This is a genomic window from Chthonobacter albigriseus (genome assembly GCF_013839445.1).
In the GTDB taxonomy this organism is placed as follows: domain Bacteria; phylum Pseudomonadota; class Alphaproteobacteria; order Rhizobiales; family Pleomorphomonadaceae; genus Chthonobacter; species Chthonobacter albigriseus.
Genome location: NZ_JACDIT010000004.1, coordinates 115,949 through 135,133, shown reverse-complemented (window position 1 = coordinate 135,133; position 19,185 = coordinate 115,949). Strand labels below are relative to the sequence as shown.

21 protein-coding genes are annotated in these 19,185 nt (G+C 67.4%); 8 read left to right on the top strand and 13 right to left on the bottom strand.

Annotated elements, in window-relative coordinates; genetic code table 11:
* Positions 1-27: 27 nt before the first annotated feature.
* On the top strand, positions 28-1,374 hold the full coding sequence (locus HZ321_RS12925; RefSeq protein ID WP_181702772.1) for an aromatic ring-hydroxylating oxygenase subunit alpha: 1,347 nt from the start codon (positions 28-30) through the stop codon (positions 1,372-1,374).
* A gap of 99 nt (positions 1,375-1,473) precedes the next feature.
* Here HZ321_RS12925 and HZ321_RS12920 read toward each other — a convergent pair whose 3' ends face one another.
* The 5 genes from HZ321_RS12920 to rpsF all read right to left on the bottom strand — a co-directional run bounded on the left by HZ321_RS12920 (position 1,474) and on the right by rpsF (position 5,657).
* Positions 1,474-2,961, bottom strand: coding sequence for a replicative DNA helicase (locus HZ321_RS12920; RefSeq protein WP_181702771.1), 1,488 nt, complete (start codon positions 2,959-2,961; stop codon positions 1,474-1,476).
* A gap of 277 nt (positions 2,962-3,238) precedes the next feature.
* Entirely contained in the window at positions 3,239-3,802 is a 564-nt protein-coding gene (gene rplI, locus HZ321_RS12915; RefSeq protein WP_181702770.1) for a 50S ribosomal protein L9, read from the bottom strand.
* A gap of 49 nt (positions 3,803-3,851) precedes the next feature.
* Positions 3,852-4,814, bottom strand: a complete 963-nt coding sequence (locus tag HZ321_RS12910; RefSeq protein WP_181702769.1) for a DUF2232 domain-containing protein — start codon at positions 4,812-4,814, stop codon at positions 3,852-3,854.
* Between the two features lie 136 nt (positions 4,815-4,950).
* Positions 4,951-5,199, bottom strand: a complete 249-nt coding sequence (rpsR, locus tag HZ321_RS12905) for a 30S ribosomal protein S18 (protein ID WP_181702768.1) — start codon at positions 5,197-5,199, stop codon at positions 4,951-4,953.
* Positions 5,196-5,657: a 30S ribosomal protein S6 gene (rpsF, locus tag HZ321_RS12900; RefSeq protein WP_181702980.1), complete on the bottom strand. Its 462-nt coding sequence runs from the start codon at positions 5,655-5,657 to the stop codon at positions 5,196-5,198. Before rpsF ends, rpsR begins: the two co-directional genes overlap by 4 nt.
* Before the next feature lie 365 nt (positions 5,658-6,022).
* On the opposite strand from rpsF, the gene HZ321_RS12895 reads away from it, so the two are divergent.
* Both HZ321_RS12895 and HZ321_RS12890 read left to right on the top strand, forming a co-directional pair.
* Complete coding sequence (locus HZ321_RS12895) at positions 6,023-6,775, top strand: metallophosphoesterase family protein (protein WP_181702767.1); 753 nt, start codon at positions 6,023-6,025, stop codon at positions 6,773-6,775.
* A 17-nt stretch (positions 6,776-6,792) separates the two neighbouring features.
* Complete coding sequence (locus tag HZ321_RS12890; RefSeq protein WP_181702766.1) at positions 6,793-8,214, top strand: bifunctional serine/threonine-protein kinase/universal stress protein; 1,422 nt, start codon at positions 6,793-6,795, stop codon at positions 8,212-8,214.
* Here the strand turns inward: HZ321_RS12890 and HZ321_RS12885 are convergent, their stop codons facing one another.
* The gene (locus HZ321_RS12885; RefSeq protein WP_181702765.1) at positions 8,215-8,967 is read right to left on the bottom strand and encodes an alpha/beta fold hydrolase; all 753 of its coding nucleotides are present in this window, start codon (positions 8,965-8,967) and stop codon (positions 8,215-8,217) included.
* A gap of 222 nt (positions 8,968-9,189) precedes the next feature.
* Between HZ321_RS12885 and HZ321_RS12880 the strand changes: the two genes are divergently transcribed.
* Positions 9,190-9,435 (top strand): zinc-finger domain-containing protein, encoded by a 246-nt coding sequence (locus tag HZ321_RS12880; protein WP_181702764.1) that lies wholly within the window; start codon positions 9,190-9,192, stop codon positions 9,433-9,435.
* A gap of 25 nt (positions 9,436-9,460) precedes the next feature.
* Positions 9,461-10,657 carry an FAD-dependent monooxygenase gene (locus tag HZ321_RS12875; RefSeq protein ID WP_181702763.1) on the top strand — a complete coding sequence of 399 codons (1,197 nt, stop codon included), beginning with the start codon at positions 9,461-9,463 and terminating at the stop codon, positions 10,655-10,657.
* A gap of 4 nt (positions 10,658-10,661) precedes the next feature.
* Here HZ321_RS12875 and HZ321_RS12870 read toward each other — a convergent pair whose 3' ends face one another.
* The 4 genes from HZ321_RS12870 to HZ321_RS12855 form a co-directional block, all read right to left on the bottom strand.
* Positions 10,662-11,090 carry an HIT family protein gene (locus HZ321_RS12870; RefSeq protein ID WP_181702762.1) on the bottom strand — a complete coding sequence of 143 codons (429 nt, stop codon included), beginning with the start codon at positions 11,088-11,090 and terminating at the stop codon, positions 10,662-10,664.
* Positions 11,091-11,155: 65 nt separating this feature from the next.
* Positions 11,156-12,373 carry a GNAT family N-acetyltransferase gene (locus HZ321_RS12865; protein WP_181702761.1) on the bottom strand — a complete coding sequence of 406 codons (1,218 nt, stop codon included), beginning with the start codon at positions 12,371-12,373 and terminating at the stop codon, positions 11,156-11,158.
* A gap of 50 nt (positions 12,374-12,423) precedes the next feature.
* Entirely contained in the window at positions 12,424-13,179 is a 756-nt protein-coding gene (locus HZ321_RS12860) for a glycerophosphodiester phosphodiesterase family protein (RefSeq protein ID WP_181702760.1), read from the bottom strand.
* A gap of 66 nt (positions 13,180-13,245) precedes the next feature.
* Complete coding sequence (locus tag HZ321_RS12855; RefSeq protein ID WP_181702759.1) at positions 13,246-13,710, bottom strand: RidA family protein; 465 nt, start codon at positions 13,708-13,710, stop codon at positions 13,246-13,248.
* A gap of 267 nt (positions 13,711-13,977) precedes the next feature.
* On the opposite strand from HZ321_RS12855, the gene HZ321_RS12850 reads away from it, so the two are divergent.
* Positions 13,978-14,790, top strand: coding sequence for a cell envelope integrity EipB family protein (locus HZ321_RS12850; RefSeq protein ID WP_181702758.1), 813 nt, complete (start codon positions 13,978-13,980; stop codon positions 14,788-14,790).
* Position 14,791: 1 nt separating this feature from the next.
* On the opposite strand, the gene HZ321_RS12845 is transcribed toward HZ321_RS12850, so the two are convergent.
* The 3 genes from HZ321_RS12845 to HZ321_RS12835 form a co-directional block, all read right to left on the bottom strand.
* Positions 14,792-16,075, bottom strand: a complete 1,284-nt coding sequence (locus HZ321_RS12845; RefSeq protein WP_181702757.1) for a DNA polymerase IV — start codon at positions 16,073-16,075, stop codon at positions 14,792-14,794.
* 21 nt (positions 16,076-16,096) lie between these two features.
* The gene (locus HZ321_RS12840) at positions 16,097-16,822 is read right to left on the bottom strand and encodes a 3-keto-5-aminohexanoate cleavage protein (RefSeq protein WP_181702756.1); all 726 of its coding nucleotides are present in this window, start codon (positions 16,820-16,822) and stop codon (positions 16,097-16,099) included.
* Positions 16,823-16,895: 73 nt separating this feature from the next.
* Positions 16,896-17,183 (bottom strand): DUF3572 domain-containing protein, encoded by a 288-nt coding sequence (locus tag HZ321_RS12835; RefSeq protein WP_244635844.1) that lies wholly within the window; start codon positions 17,181-17,183, stop codon positions 16,896-16,898.
* A 241-nt stretch (positions 17,184-17,424) separates the two neighbouring features.
* Between HZ321_RS12835 and HZ321_RS12830 the strand changes: the two genes are divergently transcribed.
* Both HZ321_RS12830 and HZ321_RS12825 read left to right on the top strand, forming a co-directional pair.
* Positions 17,425-17,796, top strand: coding sequence for a response regulator (locus HZ321_RS12830; protein ID WP_181702755.1), 372 nt, complete (start codon positions 17,425-17,427; stop codon positions 17,794-17,796).
* A gap of 13 nt (positions 17,797-17,809) precedes the next feature.
* On the top strand, positions 17,810-19,180 hold the full coding sequence (locus HZ321_RS12825) for a PleD family two-component system response regulator (protein WP_181702754.1): 1,371 nt from the start codon (positions 17,810-17,812) through the stop codon (positions 19,178-19,180).
* Positions 19,181-19,185: the final 5 nt, after the last annotated feature.

Below are 19,185 nucleotides of genomic sequence, written 5' to 3'. Positions count from 1 at the left end.
CCCGGCTGTCGCCCTGCCGAGGACGCCATGCTTCCTGTCGAGATGAAAGCCGTCGAGGCCTACGCCCTGGATCTCCTGCGCAGCCGCCGCAAGCACTGGTCGCTGCCGCAGCCCTTCTACACCGAGCAGGCGTTCCACGAGCTCGACCTGAAGCATATCTGGCAGCGCAACTGGATCTTCGTCTCGCTGTCCTGCGAGATCCCGAACCCAGGCGACTGGACCACCGTCGAGATCGGCGCCGACAGCGTCATCATCCTTCGCGACAACGACCGCCAGATCCGCGCCTTCGCCAACTCCTGCCGCCACCGCGGCGCACGCATCTGCCTGGAAAGCCACGGCTCGTCGAAGCGGCTGGTCTGCCCCTATCACCAGTGGTCCTACGCCCTCAACGGCGAGCTGATCCGCACCCGCTACATGGAGGGTGACTTCGACCGGCGCGAGTTCGGCCTGAAGCCGGTCCATGTGGAGAACGTCGCGGGCTGGATCTTCATCTCGCTCGCCGAGGAGGCGCCGCCCTTCGCCGACATGCGTGCGGCGCTGGAGCCCTTCATCGCGCCGCAGGACGTGGAGAACTCCAAGGTCGCCTACACCCAGGTGCTGAACGACAAGGCCAACTGGAAGCTCGTCATGGAGAACAACCGCGAGTGCTATCACTGCGCGGCCAATCATCCGGAGCTCCTGCGCACGCTGGCCGAGTTCGACAACCCCGACGATCCGCGCGTCGATCCGAAGTATGTCGCGCTGATGCGCCAGAAGAACGCCGAGTGGGAGAGCCAGGGCATTCCCGTCGGCCCGACGGATCCGCACATCCGCTACCGCGCCGTGCGGCTGCCGTTCATCGACGGGCACAAGTCGATGACCATGGACGGCAAGCTGGTCACCACGCGGCTGATGGGCAACCTGCCGGACTCCGACCTCGGCTCGGTCCGCATGCTGTCGCTGCCGAACAACTGGAACCATCTCCTCGCCGACCACTCCATGGCCTTCCGGGTGCTGCCCAAGGGCCCGCAGGAGACCGAGCTCGTTACCAAGTGGCTGGTCCACAAGGACGCGGTGGAAGGTGTCGACTACGACGTGGAGCACCTCACCGCCGTCTGGAAGGCGACCAACCAGGAAGACAAGGAGCTGTCCGAGTGGAACCAGCTCGGCATCAACACGTCCAAATACGAGCCCGGGCCCTATTCGGCGCAGATCGAGATGGGCGTGAAGGATCTCGTGCAGTGGTACACGGACGAACTGGAAGTCGAGCTCTGCAAGGCGCTCGGTGAGCCGGTGCCGGTGATCACGACCGAACCGACGCCGCGTCCTGTCTTCGTGGTCCCGACCGCCGCCGTCATGCAGGGCGACGCAGCCAACCAGCTTCCCGCCGAGTAGGGGGAAGCTGTGGAAGGTCTGTGGATAACCTGTTGAAAGGGTGTGAGATCGCGCAGCGAAGGTGGGCCGGGACGAGCGGTGTTCCGGCCGCCGTCCGGCCTATTCCATCCGGGCCGGCAGATAGTCTTCGCGCGCGAGGTTGCCGAACCGCGTGAACTGGGCCTCGAAGGCCAGCTGGACCGTGCCCGTCGGGCCGTGGCGCTGCTTGCCGATGATCACCTCGGCAACGCCGGCGACGGCCTCCATCTCGGCCTGCCACTTGAAGAACTCCTCGGTGCCTTCCTTCGGCTTCTTGGCCTGCATGTAGTACTCGTCGCGGTAGATGAACATCACCACGTCGGCGTCCTGCTCGATGGAGCCGGATTCACGAAGGTCGGCGAGTTGCGGGCGCTTGTCGTCGCGGTTCTCCACCTGGCGTGAAAGCTGGGAGAGCGCCACGATCGGAACGTTCAGCTCCTTGGCCAAGGCCTTCAGGCCGGTGGTGATCTCGGTGATCTCCTGGACGCGGCCGTTGGAGGCCGATTTCGACGAGCCGGAGAGAAGCTGGAGGTAGTCGACGATCAGCACGTCCAGGCCGCGCTGGCGCTTCAGCCGGCGGGCGCGGGCGGCGAGTTGGGCGATCGAGATGCCGCCGGTGTGGTCGATGTAGAGCGGCAGCGTCTGCATCTGCTGGGCGACGGCGGCGAGCTTGGCGAACTGGTTCTCGTCGATCGAGCCGCGGCGGATGTCGGACGAGGAGATCTCCGCCTGCTCGGCGAGAATACGCGTCGCCAGCTGCTCGGACGACATTTCCAGGCTGAAGAAGCCGACGATGCCGCCGTTGACGGTCTTCATCGTGCCGTCCGGCTGCTCCACCGCCTCGTAGGCGGCGGCCACGTTGTAGGCGATGTTGGTAACGAGCGACGTCTTGCCCATTGCGGGGCGGGCGGCGAGGATCACCAGGTCCGAGCGTTGCAGGCCGCCCATCTGGCGGTCTAGGTCGGAGAGGCCGGTCGAGATGCCCGACAGGTTGCCGTCACGCTGGTAGGCGGCGGCGGCCATGTCGATGGCGTCGCGCAGGGCGTCGGAGAAGGTGTGGAAGCCGCCCTCGTAGCGGCCGGTCTCGGCCAGCTCGAACAGCCGGCGCTCGGCGTCCTCGATCTGCGCGCGCGGCGGCATGTCGATCGGCGCGTCGAAGGCGATGTTGACCATGTCCTCGCCGATCCGGATCAGGTTCCGGCGGACGGCGAGGTCGTGGATGATGCGGCCGTAGTCCTCGGCGTTGATGATCGTGGTCGCTTCGGAGGCCAGCCGCAGCAGGTACTGCGTGATCGGCATCTCGGCGATCTGGTAGTCGGCGGGATAGAAGGTCTTCAGCGTGATCGGGGAGGCGACCTTGCCGGCCCGGATCAGCTGGCCGATCTTCTCGTAGATCCCGCGGTGCTGCTCGATGAAGAAGTGCGCGGCTTCCAGGAAGTCGGAGACGCGAAAGAACGTCTCGTTGTTCATCAGCATCGCGCCCAGCAGCTGCCGTTCGGCCTCCACGTTGTGGGGTGCGAGGCGGGCGAGCGCAGTGGCTTCTTCAATCTTGCGGGCCGGAGCGACCATGGTCCTGACGTCATCCTCGTGGGGCGTGCGGAAGGGAACCTCGTTCTATACCGCTGCGTCGCGTGATTCTCGACGCTGATCGCGACGGATGCAGTCTACGAGTCATATCCACAGGGAGGTGTCAGCAGCGGGGCAACAGGCGTGAAAAGTTCGGCGTCCGCGACCGTATCGAATTGACACGGTTTGCCCGCTGAAGGTTGAAGTTGTTCTCTCCGGCAACGAAAAAGGCGCCCCCGAAAGGGCGCCTCTCCGATATCCGGCACTCTGCGGAAGAAGCTCAGAGCTCCTCGCGATCGTTGCCTTCCTCGTCCATGACCGAGCCGACTTCGCGGACGAAGGTCTCCTCGCGGGCGCTCGCGGTGAGGTCCTCGCCGGTCGCCTGGCGCTTCGCCTCATCCTCGGAGCGGGCGATGTTCATCGTGATGGTCGCCGAAACTTCGGGGTGGAGAACGATCTCGACGCTGTGCAGGCCGATTTCCTTGATCGGGGTGTTCAACGCGACCTGGCTGCGGCCGACGGTGTAGCCGGCTTCGGTCAGGAGATCGGCGATGTCGCGGCTCGACACCGAACCGTAGAGCTGGCCGGTCTCGGCAGCCTGACGGACGACGACGAAGGAGCGCTGGTCGAGGCTGACCTTGACCGTATCGGCGTCCTTGCGGCGCTCGGCGTTGCGGACCTCGAGGTTCGCGCGCTCCTTCTCGAACTTGGCCTGGTTCTCCTTGGTGGCGCGGAGGGCCTTGCCCTGCGGGAGCAGGAAGTTGCGGGCGAAACCGTCGCGGACGCGGACGGTCTCACCCATGGCGCCGAGCTTGGCGACGCGTTCCAGAAGGATGACTTGCATTTCGGTAGGCTCCGTTTTCGGGTTTTTGGTGGTCAAGGACAGGGGGCCGTCAGACGATCGGCCCCGGTGGCGTGGCCCGTTTGTTTCTAAGGCTGTGAACGGTGTCGGTCAGGCCGACTAGGACCAGCAGCGCCAGGACGGGCACGAAGAGAATGGCGAGGGAGTAGAGCAGGCCGAGAAGCAGTCCGCGGGCGGGATTGCCGCGGGTGCGGACATGGACAACGGCCAAGCCGATCAGCGCGAAGGCCATGCCGAGCGCGCCGGTGGCGATCCCACCGATGAGCGCGGCGATCCCGCCGGAGAAGGCGAGCAGCATCGCGCCTAGGAACACCGGCACCGACAGCTGAGGCAGGACTGTCACATCGGGGAGCGAATCCCACGGACGCTGGAGCTGCCCGGACGCCTTGACGATGCGGGCGGCGAGCCAGAGATTCAGCACCATGATGCAGACCCACGAGATGCCGGCGAAAACCGGCAGGATACGGAGGTAGGCCGCTGCAAGGCCGGGCACGTCGGCCTTCTGCTCGGCGGTCAACGGGCCACCCTCCTCGGCCATGGAGACGAACAGGTCGGCGAAGACGCCGGCCGTCTCCTCGCGCAGGATGCCGCCGTACCACATGGACCCGGCGAGCGTGATCGTGGTCAGCGCCACGATGGTCACGAACACCCGAGCGATCGGGAACCACTCCAGCCCTGCGGCGGGATCGGCGTCGTCCTTCGGACGGGCGAGGCCGATCTGGTGGGCGTACCAGGCGACCGGTGCGCCGGAGATGAGGAAGAAGGCGAGACCCATCGGCCAGGCGGTCAGCAGGGCGATGAAGCCGGCGGCGGACGCGGCGGCGAGCAGGCCGGAGAGCGAACCCCAGCCGAGACCGGCGATGGCGATCGGAAGCGGAAAGAGCGTGGCGAGCGGGAAGGCCAGCGGGCCGCCGGACGTGACGGCAAGGAGCAGCAGGGCGGATGCGAAGCCGCCGGCAAAGCCCATCAGTGCCTGTCTGGTCGTCATGGTCATCGTTCGCTGTCCCGCGCCGCGGCGGTTAGGGAAGCCGAGCCGCTTGGCGGCCGCGTCCCAGCTTGCAAGGGAAACGGCGTCGCACCAGAACGGCGCGACGCCGGAGAACGTGAGGCCCGGCGAGCGGGCCCGGTCATCACTTGATGACGAAGGGCAGCAGGCCGAGGATGCGGGCGCGCTTGATCGCCGTGGCGAGCTCGCGCTGCTTCTTGGCCGAAACCGCGGTGATGCGGCTGGGGACGATCTTGCCGCGCTCGGAGATGTAGCGCTGCAGGAGACGGACGTCCTTGTAGTCGATCTTCGGGGCGTTGGCGCCGGAGAACGGGCAGGTCTTGCGGCGACGGAAGAAGGGCCGGCGCGTCGGGAGCTGGTTGATGTCGATCATTCCTCGGAACCTCCGAACTCGGCGTCACGACGGGGACCACGCTCGAAGCCGCCACGGCGGGGGCCGCGGTCGCCACGGGGACCACGGTCGCCACGGCCGTCACGACCCTCGCGGCCGCCTTCGCGGTCGTCGCGGTCACGCTTCTGGAGCATGGCCGAGGGGCCTTCCTCCAGCTCGTCGACGCGGATGGTCGTGAAGCGCAGGATGTCCTCGGAGATCCCTTCCTGGCGCTCCAGCTCGGCGACGGCCGCGTGCGGGGCATCCAGGTTGAGGAGCACGTAGTGCGCCTTGCGGTTCTTCTTGACGCGGTAAGCCAGGGCCTTGAGACCCCAGTTCTCCACCTTCTTGACCTGGCCACCGAGTCCCTCGATGACGGTCTTGTACTGGTCGACGAGAGCGTCGACCTGCTGGCTCGACACGTCCTGCCGGGCCAGGAACACGTGCTCGTAGAGCGCCATGTGCTGATCAGCCTTTCTCATGTTTCACATTCAGACCCGGCGCCAAGCCTCTGCGAACCCACTGGAAAGGCTCGACAGATACGAGATCGAGAGCGGAGACACCGGAAGACGGACGATTTTACCTGTCCTGCCGCGACGCGCCCCTTTCGGGATAGATGTCACGACCTTCCGTTCAGCCCCCAGCCGGGCATCGTTCGGAAACGATCGCGGGTGCATACAGGAGGGGGGCGGGAAAAGCAAGACCGCGCCGGACGACGGCTTCGTATTGCGCCGCGGCGGCAACCCTTATCAGCATTACGTCCAACTATCCCGGGCCGCGCGCAATCCCGATACTTGGAAGATAACAAGACAATCGGGAGGAGACGATGCGCCTTGCGCTCGTCACGGACATCCATGCCAACCTGGAGGCGCTTTCCGCAGTGCTCGACGACGTCGAGGCGGAGGGCGTCGACCGCATCGTCGTGCTCGGAGATATCGTCGGCTATGGCGCCGACCCGGGGCCTTGCGTCGAGGCGGTCGCCGACCTCGTCGACAAGGGCGCCGTCGCGCTGCTCGGCAACCACGACCAGGCGGCGTTCCTCGGCCCCAAGGGCATGTCGGAGACGGCCGCCACGGCGATCCGCTGGACCATCCCCAAGCTCGGCGACGATCACATCCGCTTCCTGAAATCGCTGCCGCTCGCCCACCACGAGGGCGACGCGCTGTTCGTCCACGCCAGCGCCCATCATCCGGAGAGCTGGCCTTATGTGATGGAGGCCTCCGACGCGGCGGCGAGCTTCGCCTCCACCGACGCGCGGGTGATCGTCAGCGGCCACACCCACGTGCCGGCGCTGTTCCACACGATCGCCGGGGCGCTCTCCACGGGCAAGATGCTGAGTTTCCGGCCGGTGGCCGACAAGGCCGTGCCGCTGTCGCCGATCCGACGCTACCACGCGGTGATCGGTGCGGTCGGTCAGCCGCGGGATGGCGATTCGCGGGCCTGCTGGGGCCTCTACGACCTCGACGGCAACGAGATCACATGGCGCCGCGTGCCCTATGACGTGGAGGCGGCGGCGCGGAAGATCGAGCATTCGGGCCTGCCTGAACGGCTGGCGGCCCGCCTTTTCACGGGGCGATGACAAGGCAAGGGGGACGTATGCGGGCAGGGGAATTGCAGCCGGGTGCCGTGGTGGACGGCTTCGTCCTCCAGGAGCGGATCGCCGTGGGCGGCATGGGCGCGATCTGGCGCGTCTCGCATCCCGATCATTCGCGTCCCCTCGTCATGAAGACGCCGTTCCTGGGCGCGGGAGCGGACGTCTCCACCATCATCGGCTACGAGGTGGAGGAGATGGTGCTACGCCGCCTGTCGGGCCGGCACGTGCCGGCCTTCATCGCGGCCGGCGACCTGCGCAAGCTGCCCTACATCGTCATGGAGTTCGTCGAGGGCCAGCCGCTGGACAAGCGGTTGGAGCGCGAGCCGATGGCGCCGGAGGAGGCGGCCCGCGTCGGCGCGCGGATCGCGGCGGCGATCGAGGACCTGCACCGCCAGAAGGTGGTGCACCTCGACCTGAAGACCGGCAACATCATCCTCTCCGAGCGCGGCGCGGTGATCATCGACTTCGGCCTCGCCCGGCATGACGAACTGCCGGACCTCTTCGCCGAGGAGAGCGACCTTCCGATGGGCTCGCCGGCGACGATCTCGCCCGAGCAGATCCTCGGCGACCGCACCCAGCCGGCGAGCGACATCTTCGCCCTCGGCTGCATCCTCTACGAGATGGTCTGCGGCGAGCCGCCGTTCGGCGAGCCGGTGTCGCTGGCCGGGCAGAAGCGCCGGCTGTTCCATGCACCGAAGCCGCCGCGCCAGTACAATGCCAAGACGCCGCGCTGGCTGCAGGAGGTGATCCTGCGCTGCCTGGAGGTGGATCTCGCCAAGCGCTACGGCAGCGCCGGCCAGGTGCTGTTCGACCTTCGCCATCCGGACCAGGTGCGCCTCACCGACCGGGCGGACCGGGCGGGACCTGCCTCGGCACTCGACCGGGTGCGCAGCTGGTTCGGCGGGCGCAAGGCCGAGAAGATGCCGCCACAGCGCAAGGTCTCGATCGCCCGGCGGATCTCGGACGCTCCGATCGTGGTCGCGGCGGTGGATCTCACCGCGGGCGTCGACCCGCTCGCCGACGAGGTACGCCTGCACGTGGCACGCGTCCTGGAGGCGGAGGAGGGCGCGCGGCTCGCCTGTGTCACCGTGCTGAAGACACGGCTGGTAGGCTCGGACGACGGGCCCGATTCGGAAGGCCGCTCAGCCTATGTGGGGCGGCTGGTGGTGCTGAAGGACTGGGCCCGCGCGCTGCAGGTGCCGGAGGAGCGGGTCAGCTACCACGTGCTGGAGGCGCTCGATCCCGGCGCGGCGATCCTCGACTATGCCAACCACAACCGCGTCGATCACATCGTGATGGGCGCGCGCGCCTCGTCGGCCCTGCGCCGACACCTCGGCAGCGTTTCGTCCGCCGTCGTGGCCGAAGCGCCCTGCAGCGTCACGGTGGTGCGCCTGAAATCGACGCCCGAGGGCGAGCCGGAGTGATCAGTCCTTGCGGGTCAGGAAGGCGACGACGCCCTGCTTGAACACGGGGTCGCCGACTGCCAGCATGTGATCGCGGTTTGGGATCTCCAGCACCTCCGCCGACGGGATCAGCGCCGCGAGCTCCTGCGGCGATCCGGCGATCTTGTCGCGCGTGCCGACCGCGATCAGCACGGGCTGGACAAGCCGGGAGACATCCTCCGCCGGGATCGGGCGGCGCGACACGCGCATGCAGGCGGCGAGCGCCTTGCGGTCGCTCTTGGTCTGCTCGGCGAACTGGCGGAAGGCGCGGCCGTTGGGGTCGGAGACCTCCGCGATGGTGTCGGCCTCCAGCGCAGCGATGATCGGTTCCGGCGAGGCGATGCCGGTGACAAGGCCGTAGCCCATGCCGCCGAGCACCAGCGAGCGGACGCGCTCAGGGTGAGCGAGGGCCAACAGGGTGCCGATTCGCGCGCCCAGCGAGTAGCCCATCACGTCGGTGCGTTCGACGGCGAGGTGGTCGAGCAGCCGCCGCGCGTCCTCGGCCATCAGCGACAGGCGGTAGCATTCCGGGTCGTAGGGCTTGGCGCTCTCGCCGTGGCCGCGCAGGTCCATGGTGATCACGCGACGCCCGGCGTTCACCAGGGTGTCCACCCAGCCGGGATAGACCCAGTTGATCATCCGGTTGGAGGCGAAGCCGTGGATCAGGAGGATAGGCTCGCCGGACCCTTCGTCGTGGTAGGCGATCTCGTGGCCTTCGGAGAAAAAGTGGGGCATCAGAAACCGCCTTCAGCAACGCGACAGGCGCCGGACCATACGGCAGGGACGAGGGTGAAGGGAAGGGTGGAGGCCATCCTGGCTCTGTCCGGCCCACCGCGCGTCCGGATGGATCTCGTATTGCATACGCGGTTTCCGGGCCTTTCCGCCCTCTGTTCTTCGCAGGCGCGAGACGCTATGGTCCGGCCCGAACACACCGTTTCGTGCTTCCCGAGGTTTCTCATGGCTGACGCCGTCGTTCCGCATTTCACCAACGACGTCGGCGCCGACGTCGTCCGCGTCGGGGCCCACGAGTTCATGTGCATCGGCGCGCGGCCGCCGTTCGATCATCCCCACTCGTTTCTCGACATGGGCGACGAGGAGGAGAAGATCTGTCCGTATTGCTCCACCCTGTACCGCTACGATCCGAGCCTGAAGGCGACCGAGTCGGTCCCGGCCGAGTGCGCCTATATCCCCAAGGCCGCCTGATCCCTCGAATTGCCAAGGTGCGGTGATGGCCGAGACGCCTCCCGTCGTCATCGTGGGGGCCGGTATCGCCGGTCTCACCGCCGCCCTGGCGCTCGCACGCGGCGGGCGGCGCTCGGTCGTCCTGGAGCGCGCCGATCACCTCAGCGAGGTCGGCGCTGGGATCCAGTTGTCTCCCAACGCGACCCGGATCCTGATCGACCTCGGCCTCAGGCCCGCGCTCGAGCCACTGGCCGTCGCGCCGCGGGAACTCGTCATCCGCGATGCGGCCGCCGACCGGATCCTCGCGGAACTTCCGCTCGGCCAGGGTATCGAAACTGCGTATGGCGCACCCTACTGGGTGGTGCATCGCGGCGACCTCCAGGGCGCCCTGCTCGACGCCGTCCGGCGCGACGGCCGTATCGACCTTGCTCTCGGCTGCTGCATCGAGGGCATGGTGCCGACGGACGACGGCGTGACGGTGGACGCCTGGATCGGGTCACAACGCCGGCATATCGTCGGCGACGCGCTAATCGGGGCGGACGGGGTTTGGTCGCAGACCCGCGTCAAGCTGCTCGGTGGCAAGCCAGCCCGCTATTCCGGGCGCACCGCGTGGCGCGCCACGATCCCGGCTGCGCAAGCGGGCTCGGTGGCGATCGATCGGCTCACCAGCACAACCGGCCTCTGGCTCGGACCATCGGCCCATCTCGTTCATTATCCCGTACGGGCCGGACGGGACCTCAACATCATCGCCGCCGTCGACGACGACTGGATCGACCAGCGCTGGGACGTCCTGGGCGATCCCGCTGATCTCGTCCGCGCCTTCACGGCATGGCCCGCCGCTGTCCGCGACCTACTCGCGCTTCCGCAGGCCTGGCGCAAGTGGGCGCTCTGCGCCGTGTCGGAGCCGCGCTGGACGAAGGGACGCGTCGCGCTGATCGGGGATGCGGCGCATGCCATGCTGCCGTTCGTGGCGCAGGGCGGGGCGATGGCGATCGAGGATGCCGCGGTGCTCGCCACGGCTCTGGCGCGCACCGATCGCAGCGTGGAGCAACGCCTCAAGGGTTGGGAGGCGGAGCGCCGGCCGCGGGCGATGCGGGTCGCCTCCAGCGCGCGCGACAACGCCTCCACATACCACCTCTCCGGTCTGCCGGCGAAGGCGCGCAACCTCGTCATGCAGATGCTCGGTCCGGACCGCCTCCTGAAGCGGATGGACTGGATCTGGGGCTGGAAGCAGGCGGGCTGAGCGTCTACTGGCCGAGTGCGGACCGGATCTTCGCGGCGTGATCCGCGAGCAGCGCCCCGTCGGCCATCGCGCCCGTATGCGGCTTCAGTGCGATGCCCTCCCAGCGCGGGACCACGTGGACGTGGAGGTGGAACACGGTCTGCCCGGCGCCGGCTTCGTTGAACTGCATCACGAACACGCCGTCGGATTGGAAGGCGACCTTCACCGCCTTGGCGATTCGCTGGACCGTCGCCATCACCGCGTTCAGCTGAGCCGGATTCGCGTCGAGGATGTTGCGCGCAGGTGTCTTCGGGATCACCAGCGTATGGCCGTCGCCCTGGGGCATCACGTCCATGAAGGCGAGGGTGTCCTCGTCCTCGTAGACCTTGTGGCAGGGGATCTCGCCGCGCAGGATCTTGGCGAAAATGTTGTTGGGATCATAGGCAGCGGTCATCGTGGCCTCCCGGGAACGCGTTCGGCGCAGTTGTCGCCATGCCGCCGGTGGCGGTCAAGGCGTCATCAGTCCTGCTCCACCACCTCGACCCTGCGGAACGGTCCATGCTCGGCCAGCGCCTTGCCCTCGCGCAGCACCGCCGCGCGCTCGCGCCGCAGGTAGTCCTCCACGGCGCGGCGGAAGCCCGGGTCGCTGATGTAATGCGCCGAGCGCGTGGTCACCGGCATGTAGCCGCGGGCCAGCTTGTGGGCGCCCTGGGCGCCGGCCTCGACGCGCGGCAGGCCGTGGGCAATCGCATAGTCGATGGCCTGGTGGTAGCAGACCTCGAAATGCAGGTAGGGGTGATCCTCGATGCAGCCCCAGTTCCGGCCATAGAGCGCGTCGGAGCCGATGAAGTTCAGCGCGCCCGCGATGTAGCGGCCGGCCCGCCGGGCCATCACCAGCAGGATCCGGTCTGCCATGCGCTCCGAGATCAGCGAGAAGAAGCGGCGGTTGAGGTACGGCGTGCCCCACTTGCGCTCGCCGGTGTCCACGTAGAACGCATAGAACGCATCCCAGTGCGCCTCCGTCAGGTCCTTGCCGGACACCCATTCCACGGTGATGCCGTCGCCGAGCGCTTCACGGCGCTCCTTCTTCAGCGCCTTACGCTTGCGGGAGGCGAGCTCCTCCAGGAAATCGTCGTAGCTGCCGTAGCCGCGGTTCTCGAAGTGGAACTGCTGGTCATAGCGCGGCAGGAAACCGGTGCCGGTCAACGCGTCGAAGTCGGCTTCCGTCGCAAAGGTCACGTGGGTGGACGACACCTTCAGCTGCCGCGTCACCTCCGCCAATGCCCCGGCGAGCAGCGGGCGGACGGTCGCGGCCTGGTCGGGCGGCACGAGCAGCCGTGGCCCGGTTGCCGGCGTGAAGGGCACGCTGACCTGGAGCTTGGGATAGTAGCGCCCACCGGCCCGCTCGTAGGCGTCGGCCCAGCCGTGGTCGAAGACGTATTCGCCCATCGAATGCGACTTCAGATAGGCCGGCACGATGCCGACGATCCGATCGTCGTCATCCTCGACGAGAAGATGCGAGCCGAGCCAACCCGAACGATCCGTCGCGCAGCCCGATTCCTCCAGCGTGTAGAGGAAGTCGTGCGCCACGAACGGATTGTAGGGCGCGGCGCCCTCCGCGATCTGGCGCAGTCGGCCGCCCTCGATCGTCCAGCCGGGATTGGCCACGGCGTCCCAGGCCTCGCGGTCGACGTCGGCGAGGGACCTGATCGTGCGGAGGGTGAAGTCGGCTGTCATCGCCCGATCTAACTTAGCGAGCCGGCCGGCGATTTCCAGCGGAAGCGGCCTCAGGCTTCGGGGTCGAAGCCCTCGAAGGTCATCTGGTCGGCGTAGCGCTCGGTCAGCGCCCGGTCCTCCGGCGTGCGGACCGTCCAGGTGATCATCGGCAGCTTCCAGTCCTCGCGCACCCGGCGGGCCACTTCGTTGGGCAGCAGCTTGACCCAGTAGGAGACGAAGTGCGGCGCGGTCCACTCGACATGGCCGAGGTCAGCGAGCATCCGCCGATCCTCCTCGGACAGGCCGGGATAGTCCTTCGGACCGGCTGCATTGTCGGCGACGATTCCTCGGACGAGGTCGGGCGCTTCGGCCCTGAAGTCCGCCACGATGCGCGGGTCGAAGGACATCACCGCCACCGGGCCGGCGTAGTCCTTCAGGACGTCCGCGACGCCGCGGACGAGGGCCTTGTGGTCGCCGTCGAAGTGGCTCTTCACCTCCACGACCAGTGTGGTCCGCCCCGCCATCACCTCCAGCACCTCGGCAAGCGAGGGGATGCGGTCGGCCGTGGCCTTGAACGGTACGGCCTGGAGCTCGGCGAAGGTCATGCCCGTGACCGAGCCGGTGCGCTCGGTCAGCCGGTCAAGTGTGTCGTCGTGGAACACGTAGACGATGCCGTCGGCGGAGAGGTGGACGTCGATCTCCACCGCGAAGCCGCGCGCCACGGCTGCGCGGACCGCGCCCAGCGTGTTCTCCACGCGGCCGGCGGCCGCATCGTGGTAGCCGCGATGGGCGATTGGGCGGGCGGTTAGCCAGTCGAGGGCGGGCATCAGTCGAATATCCTTGAAACGGACATCGGGGCCGGCGCGAACCGGCTCCGACCATCCACCGTCCGATCAGGCGACTTCGATCACCGCGTCGATCTCAACCGCCACGCCGAAGGGCAGGGCGGCGACGCCAAGGGCGCAGCGGGAGTGCTTGCCCTTCTCGCCCAGGACCTGCCCGAGCAGGTCGGAGGCGCCGTTGATCACCTTGGGATGGTCGACGAAGTCCGGCGCGGAGTTGACGAAGCCGTTGATGCGGACCACGCGGACCACGTTGTCGAGGTCGCCCACGGCCGCCTTCACCTGCGACAGGATGTTGATCGCGCAGATCCGCGCCGCCTTCTGGCCGTCCTCGATGGACAGGTCGACACCGAGCTTGCCCATGACCTCGTCGCCGAGCGGGCTCTTGGAGATCTGTCCGGAGACGAAGAGCAGGTTGCCGGTGCGCACCACCGGAACGTAGTTGGCCGCGGGCAGCGGCGCCGCGGGCAGCGAGAACCCGAGTTCGGCGAGGAGGGATTCGACGACACCGGCCATGGCGATTTCCTTGTTCACGAAGAGAGGCGAGCTTTATGGCGTCGCCCGGCGCGAGGCGCAACGGTCTGGCGCGACGTCACGGCGTGGAAAGGCGTCGCCGGCCGGTTCGTTCCCCCTCGCAAAGCGTCAACAAACCGTTTCCGCGGGGCTCGCGCCTTTGTCATGTTTCCGCTAGTGTCCGCGCCGTCCCACCGATGCCGCATTGCGCGTCCAGGGATCTTCCACGCGGACCGGTGCTTTGCCGGCCCGCGAGCCAAGGGATCGTTCATGAGGTCGTCGCTGCAGATCGCCGTCGCGTTCGCACTGGCCGGGGTGTCCGCCAGCGCCGCCTTCGGCGCCCCGATCGACCTCGTCGCCCATCGCGCCGTCTACGACCTGAAGCTCGCCCCGATGTCCGCCGGGGGCGTCAGCGACATCTCCGACGTCAACGGGCGCATGGTGTTCGAGATCACCGGCGGGGCTTGCGAAGGCTACACGGTCAACTCCCGCTTCGTTGTCGAGCAGACCGACGCGGAGGGGCGCACCACGCTGATCGACCTGCGCACGTCCAGTTTCGAAAGCGCTTCCGGCGACAGCATGGACTTCCTGGCGCAGAGCTACACCAACCAGGTGCTCGTCAACGACGTGAAGGGCTCGGCCACCACCAACGGCTCCCTGGAGATCAAGCTGGTTTCGCCGCAGGTGGCCAAGCTGAAGATCGACCGCACGGTGCTGTTCCCGACCGCCTACCTGAACCGCCTGATCGAGGCCGCGCGCGGCGGCAAGCCGGTGATGACGGCCGATCTGTTCGACGGGTCGGAGGATGGCAACAAGGTCTACGAGACCACCTCGGTCATCGGGCCGGAGATCAAGGGCCCCGCGGTCGGCACTGCGGCCAAGATCGGCGACTCCCGCCGCTGGCCGGTGACTACGTCCTATTTCGACGCTAACGCCACCGGCGATCGCACGCCGGAATACACCTTCTCCGCGCAAATCTGGGAGAACGGCGTCTCCTCCGACATGGTGATGAACTTCGGCGACTTCGCGCTCGCCGGCACGCTGTCGCGCTACGAGCCGCTCGCGGCGCCGGCCTGCAAGTAGGCTAGCGACCCCTGCGGATCCGGTCGTCGTAGACGAGGCCGACCTCCATCGCCTTCAAGCCGAACTTCGCCCGCACCTTGTCCATCGCTCGCTCGGCCGCCGCCTTGCGGGTGGCGGTCACGTCGACGAGGTCGTTCGGGTCGGCGAGCCGCGCCTCGTCCAGGTCGGCCACCGCCACGCCGATGAGCCGGTACCTCCCGCCGCGGGGCTCACGGGCGAGCAGGTCGTCGGCAGCGGCGAAGATGCGGTCGGCGAGCTGCGTCGGATCAGCGAGCGTGCGCGAGCGCGTGGCGGTCTTGAAGTCGGCCGATTTCAGCTTCAGCGTCACGTTGCGGCCGGCGATGTCGAGCGCCTTCAGCCGCCTGGCGACCTTCTCGGACAGCTTGCGCAGGATCGGCCGGAGCGTTGCGAGGTCCGACAGGTCGTCGTCGAAGGTGGTCTCGGCGCCGACGCTCTTGCGCTTGGACGTCGGATCGACGACGCGGTCATCGATGCCGTGCGACAGCTTGGCGAGCCGCAGCCCCATGGCGCCGTAGCGGCGGGCGAGCGTCACCTGGTCCATTGCCTGGATGTCACCGACCGTGCGGATGCCATCGTTGGCCAGTTTTTCGGCGAAGGCTTTTCCCACGCCCCAGATCGTCGTCACGGGCCGCGGCGCCAGAAAGTCTTCCGCCTCCGCTCCGCCGATGACGGAGAAGCCGCGGGGCTTGTCCAGGTCGGAGGCGATCTTGGCCAGGAACTTGTTGGCGGCGAGCCCGACTGAAACAGTGATGCCGATTTCGCTCTCCACTTTCCGGGCGAAGCGGGCGAGGGTCACCGCGGGGATCGCATGGTGCAGCCGTTCTGTGCCGGAAAGGTCCAGGAAGGCCTCGTCGATCGACAGCGGTTCCACCAGCGGGGTCAGGTCCAGCATCATCTGGCGAACCTCGCGGCCGACCTTGGCGTACTTCTCCATGTTCGGCTTGATCACCACCGCGTCGGGGCAGGCCGACAACGCCTTGAACATCGGCATCGCCGAGCGGACGCCGCGGATCCGCGCGATGTAGCAGCAGGTGGAGACGACGCCGCGCTTGCCGCCGCCCACGATCACCGGCTTGTCGCGCAGGCTCGGATCGTCGCGCTTCTCGATCGAGGCGTAGAAGGCGTCGCAGTCGACGTGGGCGATGGTGAGGGCGGCGAGGGCGGGATGACGGACGAGCCGCGGCGAGCCGCAGGACACGCAGCGGCGCGTCCCGTCGGCGGCAGGCGTGAGGCAGTCTCGGCAGAAGCCGGCGGCGGACGTCACGGGACAAGCCTAGGGTGGAGGTCAGGCAGCCCGATCCTGCACGAAGGTCCGCGCGGCCGCAATGAGCGCCGCGTTGTCCGGTGCGACCGCGCCGGTCGGGAGCAGCGCTCCGTCCTCCAGTCCGGCGCGGGTGTCGAAACCCGCCGACGTCGCCGCCCGGTGCACCGGCCAGAACGCCTTGTCGAGGCCGTGCACCAGCAGCGGCAGCTTAAGGCCGAGCGTGTCGATCCGCATCAGCGTCAGGTCCAGTACCCGGAGCGCCTCCGACACTGACTGTTCGTTGATCTCGACCAGGATCCGCAGGCAGCGACCGGCGTCCGGGTGCTCGGAGAAGCGCTCCACATCGGCCGGCGACCACACGCCGGCTTCCACGCCGATGCCGCGGGCGAGGGCCAGCGAGATCACGTCGGCGGAGTCCTCCTCGATGATGTTCACCGACACGTAGTCGGGCAGCACGGTCCAGGCGCGGATGCAGTCGTGTCGCGCCGCGCCCCCCGGGGCGATCCAACGGCCGGTGGAAACGCCCACCGGGGTGCCGGGCACCGCCGCGCGGACCGCCTCCAGCGCCTGGGCGATCACCGGGGCCGCGAGCGACTCCGTATCGTCCGCGGCGCGCGGGTGGATGTGCAGGCAGGCGGCGCCGGCGCCTACCGCGCCGAACGCTTCGCGGGCCAGTTCGGTCGGCGTGCAGGGCAGCCGCGGGTGGAACCGACGCGGCCGGCCGCCGTTGAGCGCAGCCTGAATCATGGGGCGTTCCTCGTTTTCACCCATTTTAGGGCGATCCGGAACCGCTCGCCAGATTCCATTCGTCAAGAAACGCTCAGAAACCCGCTTCGCCGGCCAGCACGTGGCGGGCAGCGGCGATCATCATCGGCCTCAGGTTGCGGGAGGCCGCGAAGGAAAGCAGCAGCGACTCGTCCGCCATGAAGAATTCCAGAACCCCGGCAAGGAATCCCGGTTCGGCTGCGGCCGAGCGGATTTCCAGGGGGCCGATTCCGGTCAGCGCGAGAAAACGTCCGAGCTGTTCAGGATCTCCCACCAGGAACTGCAACCCCAGAATTGCGATCTCTTCCGCTTTTTCGCGTGTAAGTCTATTGCTGCCGGCCAAGGACCACCACCGTTTGCGTTTACGTAAGAAATCCAGACTATTATCCGAGACATAGCACGTTGGTGTCGACGATGGATTGACCATCAATCCGGATGTGAACACGACGGGATACGGTTGCGGTTCCCAATGGAACCGGGGTTGCCGGCGTTGGCAAGTCGCCAGCCGCAGCTTCGGCCCACGAGCGGCGGAAACATTCGTTTCCTCCTTGCGGGCCGGGTCGTCAGGCCGGGAAGACATACGCATGGCGAAAACGGTACTCATCGTCGAAGACAACGAACTGAACATGAAGCTCTTCCATGATCTTCTGGAAGCGCATGGGTACAATACCATCCAGACCCGGAATGGAATCGAAGCGCTGGACTTGGCGCGCGCGCACAAACCGGATCTGATCCTGATGGACATTCAGCTGCCTGAAGTTTCGGGCCTTGAAGTGACCAAGTGGATCAAAGAGGATGACGATCTACGGGCCATCCCGGTCATTGCGGTCACCGCCTTCGCCATGAAGGGCGACGAGGAGCGGATCCGGCAGGGCGGCTGCGAGGCCTACATCTCCAAGCCCATCTCCGTTTCCAAATTTCTGGAAACGGTCCGGGCATATCTCGGCGAGGGTTGAGGGCCGATCGCGCATGACCGCCAGGATCCTTGTCGTCGATGACATATCGGCGAACGTCAAACTGATGGAAGCTCGGCTCATGGCCGAGTATTTCGACGTTCAGACCGCGACGACCGGGCAGGAGGCTCTCGACATCCTCGAGCGGTCCTCGTGCGACATCGTTCTGCTCGACGTCATGATGCCGGGAATGGACGGTTTCGAGACCTGCCGGCGCATCAAGGCGAACCCGAAGACGACGCACATCCCGGTCATCATGGTCACCGCGCTCGACCAGGCTGCCGACCGTGTGCGCGGGCTGGAATCCGGCGCCGACGACTTCCTCACCAAGCCGGTCAGCGATATGGCGCTGATCACCCGGGTCAAAAGCCTCGTCCGGCTGAAGATGCTCACCGACGAACTGCACCTGCGCGCCACGCAGGGGCATGCCGGCGGGGAGGAGCGCATCACGCTCGCGGACCTGACCAAGGGCGCGCCAGGGCGCGTGCTGATCGTCGACGACCGCCGCTCGTCCTTCGAACGGATCTCGCAGACGCTGGTCGCGGAAAACGCGGTCGACATCGAGACGGTGCCGCAGGAAGCGCTGTTCAAGGCGGCGGAGGGCAACTACGACCTGATCCTGGTCAACATCTCGCTCGGCCAATACGACGCGCTGCGCCTATGCTCGCAGCTCCGGTCCCTGGAGCGCACGCGCACGCTGCCGATCCTGCTGGTCGCCGAGCCTGAGGACAACGCGCGGCTGCTGCGCGGCATCGAACTCGGCGTCAACGACTATCTCGTCCGACCGATCGACAAGCAGGAACTGATGGCGCGCGTTCGCACCCAGGTCCGCCGCAAGCGCTACACCGACAAGCTCCGCGACAACGTCCAGCTGACCATGGAAATGGCGCTGATGGACTCGCTGACCGGGCTGCACAACCGCCGCTACCTCGACAGCCACCTCGCCACACTGGTCGACCAGTCGATCGCGCGCGACCGGGAGCTCGCCGTGCTCGTGGTCGACATCGACTTCTTCAAATCGGTCAACGACACCTACGGTCACGATGTGGGCGATGACGTGCTGCGCGAGTTCGCGCGCCGCATCCGCCGCAACGTGCGCGGCATCGACATCGCCTGCCGGATGGGCGGGGAGGAGTTTGTCATCGTGATGCCGGAGACGGATCGCGAGATGGCTTGCCTGGTGGCCGAGCGGCTGCGCCAGCGCGTGGCCGGCGAGCCGTTCGTCGCCAGCAACGGCACGACCACGCTCAGCGTCACCATATCGATCGGCATCGCCTCGCTCTCGGCGCCGGACGATACACCGGACAGCATGCTGAAGCGCGCCGACCTGGCGCTCTACCAGGCCAAGCGCGAAGGCCGCAACCGCGTTGTCGCCGACGCGGCCTGAACCCG

What these genes read in the sequence shown, in the direction of transcription:
- HZ321_RS12925 (WP_181702772.1), top strand. Translation starts at nt 28, where the DNA reads ATGCTTCCTGTCGAGATGAAAGCCGTCGAGGCCTACGCCCTGGATCTC.
- HZ321_RS12920 (WP_181702771.1), bottom strand. Translation starts at nt 2,961, where the DNA reads ATGGTCGCTCCGGCCCGCAAGATTGAAGAAGCCACTGCGCTCGCCCGC.
- rplI (WP_181702770.1), bottom strand. Translation starts at nt 3,802, where the DNA reads ATGCAAGTCATCCTTCTGGAACGCGTCGCCAAGCTCGGCGCCATGGGT.
- HZ321_RS12910 (WP_181702769.1), bottom strand. Translation starts at nt 4,814, where the DNA reads ATGACCATGACGACCAGACAGGCACTGATGGGCTTTGCCGGCGGCTTC.
- rpsR (WP_181702768.1), bottom strand. Translation starts at nt 5,199, where the DNA reads ATGATCGACATCAACCAGCTCCCGACGCGCCGGCCCTTCTTCCGTCGC.
- rpsF (WP_181702980.1), bottom strand. Translation starts at nt 5,657, where the DNA reads ATGGCGCTCTACGAGCACGTGTTCCTGGCCCGGCAGGACGTGTCGAGC.
- HZ321_RS12895 (WP_181702767.1), top strand. Translation starts at nt 6,023, where the DNA reads ATGCGCCTTGCGCTCGTCACGGACATCCATGCCAACCTGGAGGCGCTT.
- HZ321_RS12890 (WP_181702766.1), top strand. Translation starts at nt 6,793, where the DNA reads ATGCGGGCAGGGGAATTGCAGCCGGGTGCCGTGGTGGACGGCTTCGTC.
- HZ321_RS12885 (WP_181702765.1), bottom strand. Translation starts at nt 8,967, where the DNA reads ATGCCCCACTTTTTCTCCGAAGGCCACGAGATCGCCTACCACGACGAA.
- HZ321_RS12880 (WP_181702764.1), top strand. Translation starts at nt 9,190, where the DNA reads ATGGCTGACGCCGTCGTTCCGCATTTCACCAACGACGTCGGCGCCGAC.
- HZ321_RS12875 (WP_181702763.1), top strand. Translation starts at nt 9,461, where the DNA reads ATGGCCGAGACGCCTCCCGTCGTCATCGTGGGGGCCGGTATCGCCGGT.
- HZ321_RS12870 (WP_181702762.1), bottom strand. Translation starts at nt 11,090, where the DNA reads ATGACCGCTGCCTATGATCCCAACAACATTTTCGCCAAGATCCTGCGC.
- HZ321_RS12865 (WP_181702761.1), bottom strand. Translation starts at nt 12,373, where the DNA reads ATGACAGCCGACTTCACCCTCCGCACGATCAGGTCCCTCGCCGACGTC.
- HZ321_RS12860 (WP_181702760.1), bottom strand. Translation starts at nt 13,179, where the DNA reads ATGCCCGCCCTCGACTGGCTAACCGCCCGCCCAATCGCCCATCGCGGC.
- HZ321_RS12855 (WP_181702759.1), bottom strand. Translation starts at nt 13,710, where the DNA reads ATGGCCGGTGTCGTCGAATCCCTCCTCGCCGAACTCGGGTTCTCGCTG.
- HZ321_RS12850 (WP_181702758.1), top strand. Translation starts at nt 13,978, where the DNA reads ATGAGGTCGTCGCTGCAGATCGCCGTCGCGTTCGCACTGGCCGGGGTG.
- HZ321_RS12840 (WP_181702756.1), bottom strand. Translation starts at nt 16,822, where the DNA reads ATGATTCAGGCTGCGCTCAACGGCGGCCGGCCGCGTCGGTTCCACCCG.
- HZ321_RS12830 (WP_181702755.1), top strand. Translation starts at nt 17,425, where the DNA reads ATGGCGAAAACGGTACTCATCGTCGAAGACAACGAACTGAACATGAAG.
- HZ321_RS12825 (WP_181702754.1), top strand. Translation starts at nt 17,810, where the DNA reads ATGACCGCCAGGATCCTTGTCGTCGATGACATATCGGCGAACGTCAAA.